This is a genomic window from Agarivorans sp. Alg241-V36, from assembly GCF_900537085.1.
In the GTDB taxonomy this organism is placed as follows: Bacteria; Pseudomonadota; Gammaproteobacteria; order Enterobacterales; family Celerinatantimonadaceae; genus Agarivorans.
In genome coordinates, this window is sequence record NZ_UNRE01000002.1 from 572221 (window position 1) to 588382 (window position 16162).

General features: G+C 44.6%; 14 protein-coding genes. 3 read left to right on the forward strand and 11 right to left on the reverse strand.

The window, feature by feature from the left end; translation table 11 throughout:
* Positions 1-321: 321 nt before the first annotated feature.
* Entirely contained in the window at positions 322-1785 is a 1464-nt protein-coding gene (locus G6R11_RS07120) for a hypothetical protein (protein ID WP_163132375.1), read from the reverse strand.
* A 57-nt stretch (positions 1786-1842) separates the two neighbouring features.
* On the reverse strand, positions 1843-2589 hold the full coding sequence (locus G6R11_RS07125) for a hypothetical protein (protein ID WP_163132376.1): 747 nt from the start codon (positions 2587-2589) through the stop codon (positions 1843-1845).
* 603 nt (positions 2590-3192) lie between these two features.
* On the opposite strand from G6R11_RS07125, the gene G6R11_RS07130 reads away from it, so the two are divergent.
* Positions 3193-3789, forward strand: a complete 597-nt coding sequence (locus tag G6R11_RS07130; RefSeq protein WP_163132377.1) for a tyrosine-type recombinase/integrase — start codon at positions 3193-3195, stop codon at positions 3787-3789.
* Positions 3790-3973: 184 nt separating this feature from the next.
* Here the strand turns inward: G6R11_RS07130 and G6R11_RS07135 are convergent, their stop codons facing one another.
* The 9 genes from G6R11_RS07135 to G6R11_RS07175 all read right to left on the reverse strand — a co-directional run bounded on the left by G6R11_RS07135 (position 3974) and on the right by G6R11_RS07175 (position 14209).
* Positions 3974-5665 (reverse strand): alkaline phosphatase family protein, encoded by a 1692-nt coding sequence (locus G6R11_RS07135; protein ID WP_163132378.1) that lies wholly within the window; start codon positions 5663-5665, stop codon positions 3974-3976.
* 114 nt (positions 5666-5779) lie between these two features.
* Positions 5780-6157: a hypothetical protein gene (locus G6R11_RS07140; protein WP_205472649.1), complete on the reverse strand. Its 378-nt coding sequence runs from the start codon at positions 6155-6157 to the stop codon at positions 5780-5782.
* A 100-nt stretch (positions 6158-6257) separates the two neighbouring features.
* Entirely contained in the window at positions 6258-7574 is a 1317-nt protein-coding gene (locus tag G6R11_RS07145; protein ID WP_163132379.1) for a BatD family protein, read from the reverse strand.
* Positions 7571-9157: a VWA domain-containing protein gene (locus G6R11_RS07150; RefSeq protein ID WP_163132380.1), complete on the reverse strand. Its 1587-nt coding sequence runs from the start codon at positions 9155-9157 to the stop codon at positions 7571-7573. The genes G6R11_RS07145 and G6R11_RS07150 overlap by 4 nt, the downstream gene beginning before the upstream one ends.
* Positions 9150-10145, reverse strand: coding sequence for a VWA domain-containing protein (locus G6R11_RS07155; protein ID WP_163132381.1), 996 nt, complete (start codon positions 10143-10145; stop codon positions 9150-9152). Before G6R11_RS07155 ends, G6R11_RS07150 begins: the two co-directional genes overlap by 8 nt.
* A complete protein-coding gene (locus G6R11_RS07160) occupies positions 10139-10615 on the reverse strand; it encodes a DUF4381 domain-containing protein (RefSeq protein ID WP_163132382.1) in 477 nt (158 codons plus the stop codon). Before G6R11_RS07160 ends, G6R11_RS07155 begins: the two co-directional genes overlap by 7 nt.
* 7 nt (positions 10616-10622) lie before the next feature.
* Positions 10623-11537, reverse strand: coding sequence for a DUF58 domain-containing protein (locus G6R11_RS07165; protein ID WP_163132383.1), 915 nt, complete (start codon positions 11535-11537; stop codon positions 10623-10625).
* Between the two features lie 15 nt (positions 11538-11552).
* Entirely contained in the window at positions 11553-12512 is a 960-nt protein-coding gene (locus G6R11_RS07170; protein WP_163132384.1) for a MoxR family ATPase, read from the reverse strand.
* A gap of 176 nt (positions 12513-12688) precedes the next feature.
* Positions 12689-14209: an arylsulfatase gene (locus G6R11_RS07175; RefSeq protein ID WP_163132385.1), complete on the reverse strand. Its 1521-nt coding sequence runs from the start codon at positions 14207-14209 to the stop codon at positions 12689-12691.
* Positions 14210-14377: 168 nt separating this feature from the next.
* Between G6R11_RS07175 and G6R11_RS07180 the strand changes: the two genes are divergently transcribed.
* Together G6R11_RS07180 and G6R11_RS07185 are read left to right on the forward strand one after the other, a co-directional pair.
* Complete coding sequence (locus G6R11_RS07180) at positions 14378-15550, forward strand: GAF domain-containing sensor histidine kinase (protein WP_163132386.1); 1173 nt, start codon at positions 14378-14380, stop codon at positions 15548-15550.
* Positions 15551-16144 (forward strand): response regulator transcription factor, encoded by a 594-nt coding sequence (locus G6R11_RS07185; protein ID WP_163132387.1) that lies wholly within the window; start codon positions 15551-15553, stop codon positions 16142-16144.
* The last annotated feature ends 18 nt before the right edge of the window (positions 16145-16162 follow it).

Sequence of the window (16162 nt, forward strand, 5' to 3'; positions counted from 1 at the left end):
GGTTGTCCAGCTATGGAAATATCAAAGCCGACTCTTGGTCGGCTTTTTGTTGTTTAGAAACTCAAGCGAACAGTTAAAGGCCTGAATTGTAGGCGAGCTGAAGGCTGGTGTTGTAACAAGCTTTTGCCCCAAAATGAGTTGGTAATTTAGAGTGTCGGTTGTACGGTTAGGCCACACTCTAGTAAAGATGGCCCTAGTACAATTTATTCGTTCGACATTCTAATAGCTCTAACCCAACCATACAAGGTAGCTTGATAAGTTAGAAACCCTGCCTATAAAAGCAGGGTTAGGGCTGCCTTGCTCTGGCGCATCACGAGAAGTTTAATCCTCACTAGGGCGCCCTTGTAAGTACAAATATCGATAAGGTTCTCCGCCTGCCCACTTTGCATCGCAATCACAATAGGCTCCAAATTTGTAATAGCATGAGTTATTTACGCCCTGGTTATAGCTGCCCGATTTAGAACCGACCACCTTGTCCCTAAAATTTTTGGTAAAAGGCACTTGGTCCCCTCGATCCAAGCAATCCGGGCCATAGCAATAGCACTGCGTCCCAAAAGTGCCTCCGATATGGCATGAATCATCATTTCTGCAACCTGTTTTAGGCGCTTCGCAACCATAAGTCTGCAGCCCATCCACGGTACTCACAATCACCATCTGTTGATAAATTGCCCCTGAGCTGCTTTTCCTCTGTTCACACCCTATCGCAGTCCATCCATCGTAAGTAGCTTGCAAATTGAACGCGCGCTGCAGATTGTCACAGGCTTTAGAACCCTTGCCTCGTTTTTCACATTGTGAACGGTACACCTCCATCAGTAGTTCCCAAATCGGCTTGAAGGTATACCGAACGGCTTGAGTCCCTTTGTCGGCGCTGTCAATAAACGCGTCTAATGTCTCTTTGCTTACCTCTTTGAGCATATTCGCTCGTGCTTCATCCGATCCCCCAAAAATCACGTGTTTGGTAGTTGCTTGTTGTTTAACAGCCGCTTCCTTCTCATCTTTTGAGTAAGCACCGCAACTATTCACACTCCAGCCCCCTCCTGCTGACACCCCTTCCACATCAGCACAAGCCTTCGCGCTTAAGGTATTTTGGATGTCAGAGCTTTGTGATTCTGAGCTTTCCCATTGCTGGAAACGGCTCCCTATCATTTGCTGCATCATGATGTGGGAGCCTACAGATTGCATAAAGCTTAAGTATTGTCCCCATATGTTTGGGTCACCCACATTTTTAGCTTCAATCATCGGTAGCGACCCAATATCATCCAAATAGCTGGGTTCAATATTCTCAAGTCCGAAGCAATTGGTGTCGTGAATAAAGTCGATACTGCTTTTTACTAACGTAACGTCCAGTATTGATGAATGGAAACTAGATGAGAGTGTCGAATCACTGCCTGTCATGGCATTAACAGACCCTTTAGCGCTCAGTACCGCCGTGTTGTAGCTCCCAGATAAGTCGGCCGACGTCATGACTTTATTTACCATTTTCTCCATGCTTTCGTAGGTAGCTATTTCCCTTGATGCTTGTTGGACGGCACTTACACTTGCACAGGTGCCTAGCTTTGTGTCTTTAAAAAATACCTTTCCTCCTTTAAGTAAGCTCAAGGTGTTAATGCTTGGCAAATAGAAAGCGTTACCCAACCCTGGACAGACATTGTCAGGACAAGCTTCAGAACTCTGCTTGTCTTTCAATTTCTGATTAGGGAATTGCACGGATCTAATATCGGCAGCGGCGACATAGCTACAGCTGAGCACAGCAAACCCAGTCAACGCGATAGTTATCTTTTTCATTTTGTTCTTCCTTGCCTATAAACCCTCGCAATGCGCGAGGGCTAGTGGTAGAGAACCTTACTCATTGGTACAAACGGGTAAGAGATCGCGAAGCTCTTGGTTTAGAGCGGATTGAACCAATGAAGCAACCAGGGTGCGCAATTGCTCGCCAAAGAAATACTCGATGATGGATACCACCGGTTTGAGAAGCTCATTGAAGATACCCAGACCGTCTATTTTGATCGTAATGTTGCTGTAAGTTAAATGGATGAGGTAGATATCAAGCTTGTTGAAACACACTTGACCATCCTTAATGGACGCGGTAAAAATCGCCTTCCCATTAGCGCCACCGCCTTGCGCGGTGGCTTTGCCTTTCACGGCAACGCTTGCATTAACATCAGGAAATGGCCAGGGCATTTTTGCCTGCGCCCGCACTCGGCCGAGTACTTTTGTTGAAATGTCTCTTTCGAGGTTGCCCACGAACTCCAACTCCCCGGCATATTCACTTAAGTGTTGGGTATCACTTTCTTCAAAATCTGCTCTACAGTTCACTTTTTCAATTGTCATGGTATCGATGCGTAAGGAGGCTAAACCGACCATGTCAAAAATGGCGTAACTCAATTCTGGTTTTACCCAAACGTAAGGCGGCCAAGAAGGCACTGGAAAGGGAAATTCAGGCAAGGTCTCTTTGTCACTAGCAACGTCGACCATAGGGTCCATATCTAGCTCTTCCATCAAGCGAGGTATGCTGGCATTGACCAGTGGAAGTAGTTTTTTGATTACCTTATTTAATAGATCTTCAATGCTGTTATCAGGGTCACTCATCGTGGTACTCCTTGTAAGGTGTAAAGGCTAACGTTTTCTCTTGCTGGTTATGCACACCGGCTTGAAACACCCACCACGACTTATCACCTCCCCAAGATACTGACCGTAATTGACTGGGCCCAGCAGTAATATCTTGATGAATTGCTTTGTGTGTATTTCTGAACACTGGTAATTAGAAGGCAAGGAAAAGGCCAAAGTTACTAAGCCTCTGAGGGTAGTGATAAATAACTCATTTGATGATTAAGAAAAACATCAATATGTAAAAAAATCTGACACTGAGACTTATTTTCATTTCCCTTTAGTGCCAGCATGGCTTACTAGAAAGGGACTAAGCTAGGCAGGAAAGAATAAGACTTGCAACTCGCTCATCATAAAGAGAAGAGTGAGAAGGTACACATAAACAGGTGAGCCGACATCGCGCGCCCTGCGGCTGGACAGCAAAAAGTTGCTTCGCAACAGTGCTGCCCTAGGCTTGGCGTTAACTCCGCTTCTTCCATACTTTCGCTAATCCGAAACGCCTTCAAATAAGTGAATGCTCTGACAGGCTTCTGTTCATTTCCTTCTAACTACAATGGTGATGACCAAAACAAGAAGGAGGTCATCATGGTTGTTTTAAACCAAACGAAACGAAGTGGCGTCAAAAGGCCTTTCAGGCTAGAGGAAATTTGGCGGATCAGAACCAGATTAGAAATTGAAAATAGTTTAATGCAGCTTGCGTTGCTCAACTTAGCCATTGATAGCAAACTTAGAGCAAGTGACTTGCTCCTACTTAGGGTTTGCGACGTATCTTCGCAAGACAGGATATTTAATCGTGTTATACATATTCAGCAAAAAACAGGCATTGAAGTTCAATTTGAGATAACGGCAAGAACTCAACAAAGTTTAATGAAATGGATGCTAGTTGCTTTGCTAATTACTAGTGATTTCCTTTTTCCAAGTCAAAGGCGAAAGCAGCAACCGATTAGCTATTCGTACTATCGATACCTAGTCAGAAAATGGGCGTGCAATCTTGGGTTGGATCCAAACCTGTATGGCACTCATTCAATGAGACGAACTAAAGCTACATTAGTCTATGCAAAAACTAAAAATATTAGAGCGGTTCAGCTTTTACTAGGACATACAAAGGTAGATAACACGATCCGCTACCTTGGTGTTGAATTAGAAGACGCATTATTACTTTCAGAAGGCACTGCTTGTTAGCCGAAAGGGACCCTATTATGTAGGGTTCCTATAACAACTATTCTGACTATTTTTTGCCCCAAAGTGCTTCAGAGCAGGGTTGAACCTGACTTTAAGTTGCGCGATTTGACTTATTTTTTCTAATGACAAACTCTCTAGCCATGTGGTCAATTCTGGTACATATTTCATAACTGAAACTTAGAGGTTAAGGAACTACCTCTATAAGTACGTTTCCTGTCGAACCCGACGGAAAGTTTATTTTCATAAATTGAGAGATGGTTGGCGCTATATCGTAAGGGGTGACTTCCCGGTGAACTTTAGCACCTTTTATATCCATTCCTGCAAAAAAGATAGGAACGAAAGTATCATAGCGCCATGGAGAACCATGAACAGAGGCTACTTTCAAACCGTCAAAGTTATTAATATACACATTTGGATCGAACACCACATAGATATCTCCAGAGCGAGTCGGGTGGTGGTTGTTAGCCACTAATCGATTAATACGGGTATCCGCAAGCTGACCTTTCATGATGTCTGTTGCTGTAATTGTTTGACTAATACCATCGATGTTTTCTAATGCGCTGGCGATAAAAGTCTGAACCTCTGACACTTTATGTCCTTTTGCCTCAATCAGTTCATGGTTCAGGTATAGATACGGATCAGCATATTGACGCATGACATCCTCATCTAGCCCAAAACGTTTCTTTACTGATTCAAAAATGCCTGATTGTTTCATTTTTTCAATGCCAAAATAGTCAGCTTTATTGCCACCTAACGCATTCACGTAGCCCGGTACGTCTGGGGCTCCGTGATCTGCTGACAGCACAATCAGTGTGTTATCAAGCCCTACCGTTTTATCTACGTGAGCGAATAGTTCTGCTAATGTGCGGTCGAGACGTATTAGGTTGTCTTCTGCTTCGATACTAGAAGGGCCATACATATGGATGACATAATCGGTCGCTGAGAAACTAACCGAAAGATAGTCAGGGTATTTACCTTGACCTAAAGCTTCTGAGTTAATGACAGCTTTGGCAAAATCTGCAACGATTTCATCGCCTGCTGGGCTTAAGCTCAATAGTGTAGTGAAGTATGGGTAGCTAGCAGGACCATAAGGGTGAGGGAAGCTACGACTAAAATTAGCTAGGTCAACTTTATATTCGACATCACCATCACCAGAAAATAGATATTTTTCTTGGGGTAGACTGAGTTCCCATCGCTTGCCGCTGTATCGTTGAGTAAAGTCCTTGGCATTCCATTCGTCAACCCAAGCTGGATTCTTGTCGTAGTAATAATCACTTGTTACAAATGCGCTGGCAGATTTAGAGAACCAGAAAGCTTTACCTAACTCACCACCTAAAGACACAGCCCCTCTGTCTTTAAAAGAGACGGAAAAAGCACGAGACTTACCATGATAGGCTTTAACAATTTCGTCTCCAATTGTAGAAGTTTGAATATTGAGCGGTGATCGACCATCGCCTTGTGCTACGCGCTGGGTAGAATCGATCTCTGTTGATTGATCGACGTCAGCACCTGTTGCCAGTAAGTTGTAATTGGCATCCTCGATATTGTAAACCACGCGTCCTTGAGTGCGGTCGTACCACACATTACTTATCATACCGTTTACGGCAGGATGGGCACCTGTTGCAAGGGCTGCGTGTCCTACAATCGTTTCTGTGTTCGCATGTTGGTAGTGTGCATTCGTATAGTGAACTCCCTCATCTAAGAGCAGCTTAAAACCACCTTCACCAAAGTTGTTTTTAAATCGATTGGGTAAGTCACCACGTAGAGCGTCAACGGTAAGCTGCAGAATGAGTTTTGGCTGGGTTCCGTTTGCGATGACAGCACCTGAAGAAAATAACATGCTGAGTGCAAGGGTACTAACGGCAAGGTTCTTCATATTGTTAGTCCAGTTTTCGATATGGTTATGCTCCAAAACGAGCTTTTCTATTTACGGTTAGATTCATCACTGCACGCTGTAATCGTATACAATCACAAAAAGCTTTGGTGCATTCTAAGCATCATGACGAATGTAGTCTTTGGCTAGATCTTCCGTTCGGGTACTGGTGATCCAACATTTCACTTCCTCTATCTTACCGTCCTCTTTTCGGGTGTACATATCGGATACAGAGAAAGGAGGAATCACAGCGATGGAGTCGATAGCAACGGCTTGCTCGTTTTCATCAAACGCGACGCAACGAACTTTGACAGCTTCAGCGTACGAGACTTTCTCTCGCCAGTGAGTATCGGAGAGTGGTTGAATCTCATCCCCAGTAATAACGAGTGGTTTGTTTGGCCGCTTTGCTTCTGTATCAGGCGTAGCGGTCTCTTTTGCAAGTGCATTGGTGCAGATGAGTGCAGCAAGCAAAACTAGGATTTTGTTAAATGTCATATTAACAACCCTCAATGGTTGGTCGTGTAAGTAACTGGAACACTACATGGATTTTCTAAAGAGATTAACTAGGACTTTCCCTAATCTGAGCTTTACCCATTTACGCGGAATTGATTGGTTTCAATCGGTACTTCGCACGCCACTCTTGTCTTATTTCATTCGTTAACACCCATACCACCATGCTGCGCTTTAACCGCCAGTGACCTTGTTTGTTGGTGTGGACGCCGTTTTTCAGCGTCGGATAATGGTTTAGGTCATAAATGCCACGATGTGACAACCATTGATAGAGTGCTCGGCGTGAACGTTTTTTTGTACCAATAGCAACCCAAAAAAGAGTTATTAAGCGTTTTACAGAAGAAGAGTGAATTGCAGTTTGAATCTGCACGTTAAACGCCTTCCATAAGCAAGAAAACTTAAAACGTAAACGCCATAAGCCAATCAAAAGTAACAAGCCTAAAATGAGGTTTTTACGTTGTCCTACCAGCCATTGTTTTACATTTGAAGTCCATAGATCAATGCGCTGATCCAAAGGCAAAGGTGGTGCAGAGTTGACCATCACCTTAATGGCTGGCAGCGAAATTTCTTCAACTTTATTCTTTGTTGTGTTCCACCACTGGAATGACAGCTCGGGCAGGGTGTATTGCCCTTTGTTAACAAAACGATAGTGAATATCAGTGCTGCGTGTTCCCGTCATATCCGCGCGGAATGATTGGGTTGTTGTCTGGCTATTACCTGTGCGAATTTCTACACCTTCAATTTGGTTTAGAAACGGTAGCTCTGAAATAAATTGCCCTGGTAGATCAGTAACATTGAGAAAGATAGAACGGGTTACCGCGCCGCCTTCGGTAATCTCTACGTCACTAACCGTTTGGTTTGCCGTGACCTTAGGAGAGGCAATCTTACCCTTTGCCGCCTCAGGAAGTGCGTTAACCGTTATCTTTAAGGGCTGTGTCGGAATATATATTTTGTTGTCACCACGGCCAAGGGTGATGTTGATACTTGGTAAAGTGAATTCTCCAGGTTTGGCTGGAAATAGCTCTAACTTTAATGCCGCTTGTTCAACACGTTTGCCATTTTCTATAGGTCTGGTGTATTGCCAAAATGTAGTGGTTTGCTCAAAAAAGAGATCTTTGGCTGAAACATCGTCAACGTTGATAACGTCAGTAATCGCTGTATCACTCAAAAGCTCAAGGAAAACGGTATGACGTTGCCTCTCTGTTAAGGTCTCGTTACCCAGCGCCCAGCGGGCATGATACTGTGTGTTCACGGTGCTTAGTTGCTGTGAGGGGGTAACAGAGAGAGGATCATCTGTAGTGATTGATGCTTTCGCATTTAAACTTGCCATGAGTACCATGCTAAATGCAATGGCGGTACCTAAATGACTGATGAGGCGTGTATTGCGAAATAACGTGCTCATTGTTTCACCTCCTGTGGAAAGTGTTCGATGTGCAGCTCTGGTTCGGCCATTTGCTGAAGTTGGATGGAGAACTTATTGCGAAGGAACACTTCAGGGTTGGATTTAACTTGCTCCAGCCAAATTTTGGTTAAATGCTCTTCTGCCATTAAATCTGCACTATTGATGACCTCAATTTTGTCTTCAGGTTCTTCAATTCCCATATCTTCTTCTAGGGTGGAAATAACATCGGCAGTCATGTCTTCTCCTGCAGTGCCTTGGCCTTGCGCACGATCAGCCATGAGGTCGAAAATCTCTTGAAGTAGAGCTAGGTTGTGCAAAGCTTGCGGGTGCTGTGGTTCTAATTCCAGCACTTGTTCGAACCAACGCTCTGATGAACGAAAGCGGTCAATATGCAAATAGCTCAGAGCCACCTTGAAGCGTTTTTCGATCGAGTCTGGCTGATTGTTGAGCATAGTGAGTGCCCATTCCCACTGCTGATTGCGCATGAGGGATTCAATTTTCCAATCAGGATCGATAAAGGCTTGCGCCGCGCATGCATAATTGCCTTGATTATAAAACCATTGCCCTTGTTGATCTGGAGTGAGGAAGAGCCTCATCGACAATGAATCACAGGTAGCGAGATCCGTTGATGCCTTTGCTAAAGCGGGGCTTGGTTGAAAGGCACTGAGTGCAACAACGCCGACCAATACGCTAGGAACCCAACGGATACTCCAGCCTCGGCGAAACCAGAGTAAACTAAACATTAGTGTAGGTAAAACGAGATAAAATCCGGCCTCTTGCCATTGTATCTCTTCATCCGTCGGGTCGAAGTAACTGAAACTGTCGATCCAGCGGGTAATGCTTTTAATGTCGCTATTGTCTGGAGTATTTTGAATGAGGCGGATCCCCGAAGGTGCATCGACAGTTTCGCTGTAACCAAACTTCCAAACGATCACTTGATCACGGAAATCACGATCATAACGCTCTATTGCTTGAACTGCACTGTTATCGAGGCTGTCGGTAACGACGACAATGCTTGCAGGAATATTGCTTTCTGTGTGTTGATGGGCAATTTGCTCCAAGACAGCAGGCAGGTTTTTCCCTTGTCTAGGAACGAGGTTTGTTGATAAAGAAGAAAGATACAGCTCAAGCACTTCCCGGTCTTCTGTCGGTGGAATGAGCATATGAGCGCTGCCTGCATAGACATACGCACCAATTACCCCATCAGGTTTGTATTCTAATAGGTTAGATAGCTTCAGCTTAGCGTTTTCAAGGCGATTAGGTGCAATGTCAGATTCCCCCATAGAGCGTGATAAATCAACCACAAATAGAATCGGCGCTTGGTTTTTTGCATGGCTATTGGGTTCAGGCTGCCATGTTGGCCCCGCAACAATAAAGATCATCAAAGCAAGAAAGAGCGGTAGCAAGTGCTGAGGAGAAAACCAACGTGCATTGTTTTCTCCTATATTGAGAAATGGCAATAAGTGAGCTGCGATAGGCTGCTTTTCACTGCTGTTAGCTTTTCGCTTAAGGGTGAAGAACAAAACGCCTAAAGGAATAGCTAACAATAGTAACCATGGTCGAATGAAATGAAATTCAGCCATTGTCGTCTCCTTTATTCTTGTTGCTCTGCCTACGCAATGCAGCCATAACTAGCAACAGCAGGTTGAGAATTAAACTGACAATAAGTGGCCAGTAATAGAGCTCTACTTTTGGTCGAATGGTGTAGCTATCAAAAAGCGTTTCTTCTAGCTCGTTGAGTGCTTTATAAACATCAACTAGATCTTGCCCATTGAGCGCTTCAAATACCTGACCACCGGTGTAATTGGCAATACGCTCTAACATTTCCAAGTCAATGCCATCTTCACCAACGTTCGTTGCGTCACCAATGGCAATGGGATAGATAGTAATGTCGTGTTCACCAGCAAAATGCGCAGCGTCAATGGGCGGATAATTGCTGGTAGTATCGCGTCCATCAGTCATAAGAATGAGAACTTTATTGGCACTGTCTGAATGTTCAAAGTGATTAACCGCAACGCCAATGGCATCTCCGAGTGCTGTTCCTGCCCCTGCCATGCGAACATCCATTTCATTGAGCAACTGAGTGATAATAGAGAAATCGTCAGTAAATGGGGCCTGTAAATACGCATCATCACCAAAAGCGATAAGGCCGATTCGATCGCCTTCACGTTGAACTAGAAAATCGTCGAGCAGAAGTTTTACACCATCAACACGGCGAACATTGATGCCATCTGGATCGACAAAGTCACGAGCTTCCATTGAGCCAGACAGATCCACCGCCACCATCATTTCACGACCACTTTTTTCTATTGAAACGGGCTCACCTAGCCAAACAGGTTTTGTTGCAGCGATAACTAGGCTTAGGTAGGTCACTGTAATAAGGAGACGTTGCCACCAAATAGGTGAAATCACCACAGCGCCAGAGGTAGGTTTAGAGCCTGTGACTTCAACTAACTTATCGAAGTGGCTAAAACGCAGTGCGGCGTGAGGAGTGAAGTGTTTGGGGCACAGAAACATCACTAACGGTAGCAAAATCAGTAGACCGAATAGAGGGTAAGAGAAGGTTAACATGTCACCTCCTTAAACCACTGTTTGATCGCTTGCCTATCTCCGGCAGTGAGATTAGGCGATGCGCGATAGCTGCTCTCCATTAATTGAGATACCTGTACTGAATGCAAAGTGGTCGCGCTGCTTTGACATATGAATTGAGCAAACTCCTGGTTAGTCATTGTGCCGACATTGGATTTAGGCCAGCGTTGATGTGCCAACTGCTTCATTAAATGCGCGATGGCGGCAATGTTCTGTTCATATTCGTATTGTTGAAACAGCGCCCAAGCTTCGCGTAAGTAGGTGCGTTTAAGATACTGGTGATAGCGATGAGCAATATAGCCAAATACCACGGTGATGGTGGCGAGTCCAATGAGCTGCCACATCAGCGTTTGTGGAAACCATGAAATAGCTTGAGGCGGAGAAATCCATTCAGCCCGTTTTACTAGGTGACTACCAAATTCGACAATTTGGCCTTGAGTAGAATTGCTCATAAAATGCCTATTGTTTGGTCAGTGAAAGTAATTGTGTCCAAGCATCGTATTGCGTGGACATATCAAGTAATGCCAAGCGATGACGCATAAAGTGCTCAGAAAGTGAATGTTTTTGCTCTTGGACGTACTGCTCATAACGATCTCTGGTGGAGTGATCGCTTTTCTTTAGTTCGACTTGATGGCTTTCATTACCGATGACTAGATTCTGGTTCGGGAATTGTTCTTCCAGCGGGTCGGTAATTCGGATACCCACTAGGCTATTTCGACGAGCTAATCTATCAATCATCACGCTAGAATTTTGTTGGTCGTAGTCGCTGAAGTCACTAAAAATAAAACACTGGCTCTCTTTTAATCCAAGATCGACTAAGTGCTTTAATGCGCCCTCTAAATTGGGTGCTTTTTTAGACACTATCCAATTTGGGAGTTTGTTTGATTGCTCAATGATTACAGATAAAAGCGCCATGAGCGCTTTTTCGCCACGTCGAAATGGTAACGAGACTATTTCACTATCGGTGAGAATGACAGCGCCTACGCGATCGCCATGATGACAAGCTGCGCCCGCGGCAATGGCGGCAGCTTCACAAGCAATGACAGACTTCATGTGCCCATTGGAAGCAAAAAACATATGAGTTCTAAGATCGATGAGCAGAGCGATATTTTTATCGTTCTCTTCTGCGTAAACTCGCAAATAAGGTTGACCTGTTCGTTGAGTTACTTTCCAGTCAATACAACGAACATCATCACCTGCGTAGTAGTGACGGAGTTCGACAAAATCCAACCCTCTGCCACGTTGTTGACTGCGATGCTTACCAGTGAGAGGAGTTAACTTTTTATAAGGCGGTTGCCACGAGATCTTACGACCTAGTAACGTCAGCTCAGCAAGCCTTTCAGAAGTTGGATAGATACGAAGGTCGACGGTCATAAAGCCTCCCCATAATTAAGAAAATGCAACGCTATTTAGAAGTTGATCGATGACTTGCTCAGCATCTACCCCTTGATTTTGAGACGAAAAACTCAAAACTAGACGGTGGCGAAGTACTGAGTGGGCCACCGCTCTTACGTTGTCTGGTGTCACGTAATCTTGGCTGTTTAACCATGCGTGAGCACGCGAACATTTGTCTAATGCAATGGTGGCACGAGGGCTAGCCCCTAACTCAATCCACTGGCTAAGCTGTTCATCACATTTTTCTGGGTAGCGTGTCGTATCGATAAGATCGACAATGTACTGGTCTACATGTTCTGCGACATGAATCTTGTCAATCTGACGACGAGCCTCTAACACTTGTTCGATGGTCATGAGCGGTTCGCTGTCGTTGGAGTCTTGGTTCTCAATGCGCAACAGTTTAAGCATGTTCTTCTCGGCGTTTTTGCTTGGATAATCAATCAAGATCTGCATTAAGAAACGATCCATCTGCGCTTCAGGTAGAGGGTAGGTTCCTTCTTGTTCCACCGGGTTTTGTGTGGCGAGAACCATGAAGAGTTCGGGTAATGGGTGTGTTTCGCCTGCTATGGAAACTTGGTTTTCTGCCATCGCTTCAAGCAGTGCTGATTGCACTTTAGCCGGCGCACGGTTGATTTCATCGGCCAGTAAAAGGTGCGTAAATACTGGGCCTTTTTTAAACGTGAGAGATTGCGTGTTGCTTTCGTAAACTTCGCTACCTGTAATGTCAGCAGGAAGCATATCTGGTGTGAACTGAATACGGTTGAGATCGGAATCTAATTGGTTGGCCATTACGCTTACGCTGCGAGTCTTAGCAAGACCAGGTAAACCTTGGAGAAGAACATGGCCGTTGGCAAGCAAAGCTATCACTAACTGCTCAACAGACTTCTCCTGCCCAAGCACGCGTAAGTTAATCTTCTCTTGTAACGTAATAAAGCTGTCTCGTTGTGCGCTCATGTTATTTCCTTGGGGACATCGTTTAGCCCGAAGGCCGGAGTAGGAGTATTTGGATAGCGATAGAGTAATAACTGTTAAGATAACGGTGAACTAGGAGTATTACTAAATGAACCTCAGAACCAGAAAAGGTGAGCATTAAGCGCACCTTTTTATTGTTGCCTGATAACCGAAGAGGTTTATTCCTCGCGGTAAGGTAGCGTAGAGAGTACACGCTCTAGGTTGAATGCAGTTGGCTCCTGACGAAGTGGGAATTCGTTAAACGTCTGGAGTAGGCCTGCTACTTCAACTTGGACTGGAACGAAATGGAACATACGTTCTGCGTACCAACGTAGGTATAGACCTGAGTGTTCTGGCGCTTCCTCATATGGGTCCGCACGTAGGTCAACCAGTTCTGGCCAGGTAGAGGCTAGACGTGGAGCGAACCAGCTCTCTTCTGTCGGGTGGATAAATGTTGCTTTGATCTTACCAACGCGAACCGCCTCTAGGTTACCTGTTTCAGCAAAGTAGAAAATTTCGTTACGCTCAGTGTCTTCGTTTTTGAACCACGCATTAGTATGGTCGTAGCCATCTATGTAAACGTCATGTTTAGTCTTGAACGACTCTTGAACATCTTTAACACCAGCAATTGTTGCTAGAGTAGTGAACAAGTCTTCGTGAGACTGGATACCGTTGTTACGAGCACCTTCAGGGATGTGACCTGGCCAGCTAACCATGAATGGCACACGTACACCACCTTCCGAAGTTAGACCTTTCTCGCCTTTAAATGGTGTGTTGCCGCCATCCGGCCAAGACATTTTCTCGGCACCGTTATCGGTAGTGAAGATAACGACAGTGTTGTCACGTTGACCTGTCTCTTCTAACTTATCGAGAAGTTCACCCACGTAGTGGTCTAGCTCAGCCATACCATCTGCGTATAAACCATAGCCAGTTTTGCCTTGCCACTCTTCGCTTAGGTGAGTCCATACGTGCATGCGAGAAGGGTTATACCACATGAAGAATGGGTCATCTGTCTTCGCGAAGTCGTCTAGGTAATCTAGCGCCATGTCTGTAAGCTCACGGTCAATCGTTTCCATTCGCTTCTTAGTTAAAGGGCCTGCCGACTCAGTAGGGCCATCGGCTGTACCAGTTACAATACCACGAGGACCGAAGCGCTCGAAAAACGCTGGATCTTGTGGGTAATCTGGATGCTCTGGCTCTTCTTCAGCGTTTAGGTGGTAAAGGTTACCGTAGAAGAAATCAAAACCGCGACGGTGAGGCATCATGTGCTCACGGTCACCTAGGTGGTTTTTACCAAGCTGTACGTTGAAGTAACCTTGCTCTTTAAGAACTTCAGCTAATGTAGGATCATCTTGGTGAATACCGACTGGAGAACCAGGTAGACCAACATTCAGAAGTCCTGTGCGAACAGGAAGTTGGCCAGTTAGGAATGCAGCACGACCAGCAGTTGAGCTTGGTTGGCCATAGTGGTCAGTGAAAAGCATGCCTTCATTGGCGATGCGGTCGATGTTTGGCGTTGTGTAGCCCATCATGCCTAGGTTGTAGGCAGATGTGTTTGACCAACCGATGTCGTCCGCCATAATGACTAATATATTTGGTTTTTCAGAGGTGTTTTTTGCCATTGCTGGTGCCGCAGCAACGGTCGCTAAAGCAGTGCTTAGCATGGTTTTTTTTAGTAAGCTTTTAGAAATGGGTTTCATAAGATGCTCCTGGAATAAGACGAGCACAGTATGTTTTTTTTCCAAAACTAACTGAACTAGGACAATTCCTAAACGAGCTGAAGTTGAGCCACTTACTTAAAACTTACTGGGCATTTGAGGCATTGCTGTTTATGGTAATGACGTTCATAAATGAAAAGGGGTTTGAAAATGCTCTCTGATTCAATCACTTCAGCATTAATTTCTATGTCTAGCCGCTTACTGAACTCTCCTACAGCACAAATGGAAGAGACCATCATAGAGGTTCTGCACGAATGTCGAATGGCTTTAAAAGTCGACCGTATTTCATGCGTGCCTATAGAACAAACCATAATACGTGACTGGCGATTTTATGAAGCCGCGGGAGAAGGCGTCCCTAGAGTCAAAACGCAACTGCCTGTATCCTTGGTGTTAGAATATCGTCGTCATATCCAGGCAGGTGTTGTTGTATCAAGTGATGAGTCGCCAGAACTGCTTGAACTTGCTAGCCACTTACAGGATGAAAAACCGCTTCGTCATATATTGGTTCCGATAAGTGCAATGGGGAAACCATGGGGCTTGTTAGCTTGCGCAAACTTCAGTGAGGTAGAAAGCTATTCAGAAGAGTTTGTAAACGCAGCTACTGTGCTGGGCAATATGATTGCATCCAGTATTGAGCGTGTGCGTCATTATGAGCAGTTGATAAAAAGTCGCCAAGACGTAGTGGAGAGAAATAAACGCATCATTGGTGAAAGAGAAAGAGAACGACAAAATATTGCGCGCGATCTGCATGATGACTTCAGCCAACGTCTCGTTTCTTTAGGAATTGAACTCAGCCTTACCTCTAGTATTAGCGATGAAACAACAAGGCCAGCAATAATGAAGTGTGCCAATGAACTAGCATCAATCACCAAGGATGTTCAACATTTATCTCGCCATCTTCATCCTGTGGTAATCGAAAGAGTGGGGCTCAATGCCGCCATTGAGTCTCATGCTGAACAAGTCGCTGAGCGTTCAAAGCTGTACCTGTCGATGGAGCTTGATAAAAATATCACAATCAATAATGACGCTGCATTGCATGTCTATCGTATTGTCCAAGAAGCGTTGTCCAACGTCGTAAAACATGCCAATGCCTCAGCCGTCAATATCAGGTTAAAGCCATTCAGTAGCGGCTTGATAGAATTATCCATTCGAGATGACGGAATTGGAATTACGCAAGAGCAAGAATACTCTCAGTCTCCCTCGCTAGGCATTCAATCCATGATTGAGCGAGGTGAATTAATCGGTGGTCAGTTAGTCATTAAACGCAATGATCCAAAAGCGGGGACTACTGTTACATTATCAATAAAAACAAGTGAGATATAAATGGCCACCGTTGTAATTGCAGATGATCACCAAATCGTCAGCGAAGGTATTGCCCGCCTAGTGGACTTAACCCATCAAGTGGTTGGAATTGGCGTTGACGCAACAGAGTTATTTCAGCTGGTTAAGCAGTATCAACCGGACTTAATCATTACTGATATTTCTATGCCAGGTATGCAACTTAACACTACACTTTCATTACTCAAGCGGTCCTCGCCAAACAGTAAAATTGTCTGCTTATCTATGCATGATGAACCAGAGATCGTTAAAGCTGCTTATGAATATGGTGCTGACGGCTATGTACTTAAACATCAAGCCGGTTTTGAGCTAGCAACTACGATGAAAAATGTACTCGCTGGAGAGCGCTACATACCCGATGAGTTGAAAAGCATTATTGAGAAAAAGACGGATTTGACCGCTAGGCAAGTTGATATTCTTAAATTGTTAGCTCAAGGCTTTTCAGCAAAGAAAGTTGCTTTGGAACTAAACATTTCTTCAAAAACGGTCGAATACCACAAATACAAAATGATTGAACAACTCAAACTGGCTAGTGCATCTGAACTTATCGCTTGGGCACACAGTCGTAAGATCATTTAATCAGAGCTTCCCTTTTTT